We start from the raw sequence: 3,715 nt of genomic DNA on the forward strand, positions 1-3,715 counted from the left end.
GTAATATTGCAGAGGTTGCTGATGCTGCTTTGGACGCACTCGATCAAGTAACTACTCATACACGACGTGGAGTTGTCGGAATGACAAATCTGGCAGCAGGTACTGTAAGAGATATGGTGTCTGAAACCAGTGAAACAGCACGCCAAGTCGCGTTGATTATGGCGCGAACTTTTTTGGGCAAAAGTACCTTAACGTTGTACTTACCCGAAATGTTATTAAATAATCAAATTCGTAAGCGCATTGATCGCTCCGAAATTGATGATATTAAAATTAAATGCGGCAATGACAGTTTCCAAGTCGAGATCGATGGGCATTATCATCGCTTCATGTATCGTTTGAGTTTAGATTTTAAAGTATTGGAATGTCGTATTGGGCAGGAAAAATTCTTACGTTTGCGACAAATGGATGAAAGTCTTGATGTTCAGATTCGACATGGCGGCACCTTGTCAAATTGGGCTGTGCGCCGTATTGGTCGAGTTGGTTTCGAAGTCGTAAATATGTTGCCTATTCCATCACTCATTAATCACTTGATTGGCGATATTCCCGGAATCCAACGCGATGGGCATCGCATGTGGTTTATTGACCTAGAGCAAGCAGGATTTATTGACTTTATTAACAACCGTTCATGGATGGTTGAAAAGCTTTTAAGTTTGACTGATTTTAGTATTTTACCGGGCTTGAATATTTTGAGAGAAAGTCGTGAGCTTGTGCAGCAGCTCGTAGATCAGTTTGAAATTAGAGGACTACGAGTGCAGTCAGGTCGCCTTGAAGTACAAGTGGGAATTGCGGGTTGAGAGAGCATATGAAAAGCTAATCATTGATTAGCTTTTCATTTTTTTAGGCAAGAAAAAAGCCACTGACGTTATGCAGTGGCTTTTTAGAATTTGGCGTCCCTACGGGGATTCGAACCCCGGTTACCGCCGTGAAAGGGCGATGTCCTAGGCCTCTAGACGATAGGGACGTTTCAGAGGTGGGCGTATATTAGGTCGATTTAATAAAAGTGTCAAATAGTTTTCTGAAGAAATATTAAAAAAAACAGTCAAGCGATTAAAAATAACTCAAATTGTAGAAAATATATACATTTAGCCCTCATTTTTCTGAAAAGGTTCAATAATTGCCTTTATAACCGACGGATGTTGTAAATATCCTAAAATCTCATGCGGCTGGTTGGCGAAAGTATAAATTTTCTGATTAATAATGGCAGGTTCAAAATTAAATGGGGCTTCACACAATGGAAATGCAGTCAAAAAATCATCCTGAGAGTAAAAATTAAACCAATCACCGTAAATACATGGCGGTCTAGAAATTGGACTCGGGAGCTTACTTTGAATCACGCGAAAAGATAAAGGGGAAGCTAGGGTGATAAAACGCTTAACTGAGAATTGATAAGATGGATCTGATAATAATTGGAAAGCGATAACTGAACCAAGAGAGTGTCCGACCACAATATAATCTTCGTCTTCTCGCATTTTCTTTAAAATTCTTTGATGTACTTCCTCCATAAACTCTGGGTTAGATAGATACATATAGGTTTCGATGAGGAATTGTTGAATCAAACTTTCATGCAGTTTAGGAAAGTTATTTAATAAAACAACTAGTTCTTTCAGTACACGATCTTTAACTAATTGAGAAGTCAGATAAAGCCGTTCTGAGAAGCTTTTATCAGTTTGATCGGTTGAGGGACGTAACAACGGAACAAATGGAGTGTGCTCTCTAGTCGGAGGATTACTTGGGTGTACGTTAATAGGGAAATAATTATTAAAAAATGATTTAGGTAATAACGTGTTAAGGTCTAATTGGTTACTTAATTGGTATTTGGTCATTAAGTCGCCATAAAAAGGCATGTGGATATGAAGATCGCGGATATTAACTCTGCAAGGCATTTGTTTTAGGCCGAGCTTAAACACTTTTAACCAATGCTCTTTCAAGCGATGTGCTGTGTAGTTTTGTTGATTCATCCCGTGGATAAATATAATTTTCATTCTATACAAGATTTTGTTTTTAATATAAATTTTAATCTACAACGGTATGTTATTTAAAACCAGTATATAGGCAAAAAAAAGTGTAGCTTTTTGCTACACTTTAATTGAATAACGACGGGTTTAGTCTTTATTGCGATAAAAAATAAAATAACTGACATAACATAAAGCTGTAAAAATAAGACAGCCTACAAAACCAGCGCGCATTTCAGGGTCTGCTGCCATACTCAAGCAAGTAATGAAACAGAAAACAAAACCTAAAATTGGCACAATAGGGAATAAAGGCGCAGCATATTGTAAGTCTTTAACTGTATGACCTGATTTATACCATTGGCGGCGGAAATTGAACTGGCTTAAACAAATGCTCATCCATACAATCACCATGGTAAAAGCTGCAACACCAAGCAGATTCTTAAAAATAGTCTCAGGTGCAAATTGCTCTGATAGCAAACCTGGAATTGCACCGAACATGGTTACAACTAGAGCAACGATTGGTGTTCCACTTTTTGATAAAGTCGCAAACACACTAGGCAGTAATTTTTGTTCTGACAGAGACCACATCATACGTGAAGCTGCATATAAGCCAGAATTTGCTGCTGAAAGTAGAGCTGTGATGATTACAAACCTAATAATGTCATCCGCATATGGAATACCAATATAATTAAATACCGTCACAAAAGGACTGCTACTTACACCGTCACCGCCTAAACCTGCAAGTTGGAAAGGAAGTAAAGCGCTAATAACAATGATGGTACCCACAAAGAAAATAAGGAGGCGCCAGATCGCGGCATTAATCGCTTTTGGTACATTTTGAGCTGGATCTTTTGTTTCGCCAGCTGCTACACCAATTAATTCGGTTCCTGAGAATGCAAAGTTAACAATTAACATGGTCGTAAAAATAGGAATTAAACCATGAGGGAACCAGCCTTGAGCCGTAAGATTGCTAAATAGTGGAGCAGTTTGGGCACCATGGAATGGAATTAAACCAAAAATTGCTAATAGGCCGAGCACAATAAAAACAATGACAGTAACGACTTTAACAAGAGCCAGCCAAAACTCAGATTCAGCAAAAATACGCGTTGAACTAATATTTAAGCCAAAGATAGTAACTGCAAAAATAATTGTCCAAATCCACATAGAAATCTGTGGAAACCATTCTTGCATGAGTAGGGCTGCGGCAGTGAATTCGGTTCCAAGCGTTGCAGTCCAGGTGAGCCAGTACATCCAAGAAATCATATAGCCAGTACTTGGACTGATATATTTTTTGGCATAGGCACCAAAAGAACCTGAAACAGGCATGTGTACAGCGAGTTCTCCTAGGCAGAGCATGACCATGTAAGCGATCGCGCCACCAAGAATATAGGCAATAATTGCGCCAATAGCTCCAGTTTGTGAAATGACTTCCCCTGAACCTAAAAATAGACCAGTTCCGATCGCTCCGCCCAGTGATAACATCACAAGATGGCGAGTGCTCATGGCTCTTTTTAAAGGTGCAGTACTGTTCTGATGCTGATGAGCATCTAGTTGATTGTCAGATGGCTGCATATTACACATTGAGAGAATTAAGAAAGACGCTATTTTAGATAAAATAGACAAATGTGCAATCTAGAAAGAGATAAAGAATAAACAGTAAGGTGACGATAGAGTCTTTTTATAATTTTTAAAGCAGAATATGGCGTCCCTACGGGGATTCGAACCCCGGTTACCGCCGTGAAAGGGCGATGTCCTAGGCCTCT

3 protein-coding genes and 1 tRNA gene are annotated in these 3,715 nt (G+C 39.1%); 1 reads left to right on the forward strand and 3 read right to left on the reverse strand.

What is annotated here, in order from left to right:
* A partial coding sequence (locus J536_RS23380; protein ID WP_032064141.1) for a hypothetical protein occupies nt 1-794 on the forward strand: 794 nt, incomplete at its 5' end.
* Between the two features lie 91 nt (nt 795-885).
* On the opposite strand, the gene J536_RS23385 is transcribed toward J536_RS23380, so the two are convergent.
* The 3 genes from J536_RS23385 to J536_RS23395 form a co-directional block, all read right to left on the reverse strand.
* Nucleotides 886-961 (reverse strand) — tRNA-Glu (locus J536_RS23385).
* A gap of 121 nt (nt 962-1,082) precedes the next feature.
* Nucleotides 1,083-1,982, reverse strand: a complete 900-nt coding sequence (locus J536_RS23390) for a hypothetical protein (RefSeq protein ID WP_080779836.1) — start codon at nt 1,980-1,982, stop codon at nt 1,083-1,085.
* A gap of 120 nt (nt 1,983-2,102) precedes the next feature.
* Nucleotides 2,103-3,524 (reverse strand): amino acid permease, encoded by a 1,422-nt coding sequence (locus J536_RS23395; RefSeq protein ID WP_032064143.1) that lies wholly within the window; start codon nt 3,522-3,524, stop codon nt 2,103-2,105.
* Nucleotides 3,525-3,715: the final 191 nt, after the last annotated feature.

It is taken from the genome of Acinetobacter sp. 809848 (assembly GCF_000581275.1).
GTDB lineage: Bacteria > Pseudomonadota > Gammaproteobacteria > Pseudomonadales > Moraxellaceae > Acinetobacter > Acinetobacter pittii.